This is a genomic window from candidate division KSB1 bacterium (genome assembly GCA_022562085.1).
In the GTDB taxonomy this organism is placed as follows: Bacteria; Zhuqueibacterota; Zhuqueibacteria; order Oceanimicrobiales; family Oceanimicrobiaceae; genus Oceanimicrobium.
This window is the reverse complement of sequence record JADFPY010000475.1, coordinates 1-2408: the sequence shown is the minus strand read 5'-3', so window position 1 is coordinate 2408 and position 2408 is coordinate 1. Positions and strand designations below refer to the sequence as shown.

The 2408-nt window shown below is 46.6% G+C and carries 1 protein-coding gene; it reads right to left on the bottom strand.

The features are described 5' to 3' along the window. Positions 1 to 295: 295 nt before the first annotated feature. Positions 296 to 1912, bottom strand: a complete 1617-nt coding sequence (locus IH879_22430; protein MCH7677685.1) for a long-chain fatty acid--CoA ligase — start codon at positions 1910 to 1912, stop codon at positions 296 to 298. Positions 1913 to 2408 lie beyond the last annotated feature (496 nt).

Sequence of the window (2408 nt, the reverse complement as noted above, 5' to 3'; positions counted from 1 at the left end):
GGATTGGCCGACACTCTGGCGAGTTCTGCTACAAAGAGAGCGAAAGGCGACCCCCCTCCCGACTTTCCTGCAATTTTTATAATAATGAAGTCGGGAAGGCGCCTGAAGCCCGTACTTCGACTCCGCTCAGCATAGACTCCGGAATCCCTCGCCCCGTTGGATAGTCAGGGGAGGTAAATTTTTGTTAAACAAGAGGTACTTATCCCACGGGGCGAGGAGCCGGAGCGGTCCTAAAATCCTTACAGATAAGCGGCAAATTTTTGGAAACAGACACAAACATTTCGTTTGAAATCCTTTAACCCATCAAATGATTTTGATAGGTCTCCCTTAAAACGAGTTTCTTGAATTTGCCGACACTGGTCTTCGGGATCTCCTTTACAAAGACAACATCATCCGGCAGCCACCATTTTGGAAATTTTTTGGCCAGGAACTCAGTTAACTCTTCGCGGCTCGCAGATTTGCCTTCGCTCAAAACGACCACTGCCAGGGGCCGCTCCTGCCACTTTGCATGCGGCACAGCGATAACCGCGGCTTCTGCCACTGCCTCATGGCCCATTAACTGATTCTCCAAATCCACAGAGCTAATCCACTCGCCGCCGGATTTCACGAGATCTTTTGAGCGATCTTTGATTTCCATGTAACCTTGCTCATCTAAAGTAGCGATGTCGCCGGTCTTGAACCAGCCGTCTTCGGTGAACCTGTCGGAACTCTCTTCTAATTTATAGTATGCGGATGCAACCCAGGGTCCGCGAATTTCAAGCTCGCCCATACTCTGGCCGTCGCTGGGCACCAATCCCTCTTCACCACGAACCCGGAGCTCGACCATGGGGCAGGGGAAGCCCTGTTTGGCACGATAATCATATTTTTCATCTGCGCTCAAATCGGCAAGTGATCCTTTCAAGTTGCAGATAGTGCCCATTGGGGAGGTCTCGGTCATCCCCCATGCATGCACGACTCTGAGATTGTGGCGCTTTTCAAAGCCTTCAATCATGCTTTTCGGAGCGGCCGCACCACCTACGATGAGCGAACGCATCGCAGACAAATCATAGGCTTTGGGATCTTTGTCAAGGATTTGCAACATGCCGAACCAAATGGTAGGCACACCAGCGGTAACGGTTACCTTTTCCGCCACATAACACTCCAATAAACTTTGAGGATCCATGTGCGGTCCCGGGTAAACCAGTTTGCCGCCGCACATAACTGTCGTAAAAGGAATTCCCCAGGCATTCACATGAAACATGGGTACGACAGGTAAAACGATGTCTTGATCATTCAAACTGAGTACGGAGGTCATGGCGCCGGCCATCGAGTGCAGAACCATGGAACGATGGCTGTAAACGACGCCTTTGGGCTGGCCGGTGGTGCCGGAGGTGTAGCACATTGCAATCGCCTTGTTCTCGTCCCAATCGGTGTATTCGAACTGACTTTCGTCTTCTGCTTCGAGAAGTTTTTCATAGTCGAGCATGCCTTCCGGTACCTCGCCACTGCGTGAAAGCACCACGATATGCTCGAACTTCACTTTGTCTTTGAACTTCTCATAGAGGGGCAGCAGATTGTCATCTATGACCAGCATTTTATCTTCAGCGTGCCCGCATATGTAGCCAAGATCTTCAGGCCCGAGCCGGAGATTCAGCGTATGCAAAACCGCTCCCATGGCCGGAATACCGTAATACAGCTCATGGTGCTGGTAATGGTTCCAACAAAAAGTCGCAACCCTTTCGCCATCCTTGACCCCGAGCCGCCTCAAGGCGAGTGCCAGTTTTTTGGTGCGTTTTATCCAGTCTCCATAAGTGTAGCGGTGATAGGATTTGTCGGGTTGCCGGGTCACGATTTCCTGGTTGCGAAAAAGCATTTCAGCCCGCCGCATGATAGCGTTCAAAGTTAATTGGAAATCCATCATTAAGCTTTGCATATCTTCCTCCATTGGTTTGAAATTGAATAGAAGTGAAAGTTAAAACCTTTTGGACACAGAGAACACTGAGAATCACAAAGAACTCAGAGATTTTAATTTATTTTTCTAATGATACCATCTTTCAAAAGTTTTACATTGAAATTAAAAGTAAACTTAATTTTATATTCTTATGATATTACATGTGAAGGGTTGCAATTTTTTGCCAAATTTTTTTTAAGCCACCGATTGACACGGATTAAACACTGATAAAAACAAAGTTTGAAAATTAAAGAAAAGATTCTTCATCAGATTAAAATCCGTGTTTTATCTGTACTACAAATCTGCAACATTGTGTTTTTTTAGCAAAGTTTTGGTAACCAAAATAAACAGACATGGATTGACGAAGCTCCACGGGGTTTAAATAAAAAACAATATAGCCACGGATTCACCCCGTGAGATAAAGATATCATCTTACCAGAAACATCAAAGACTTTAATCTAACGGGGTGAACACGGAT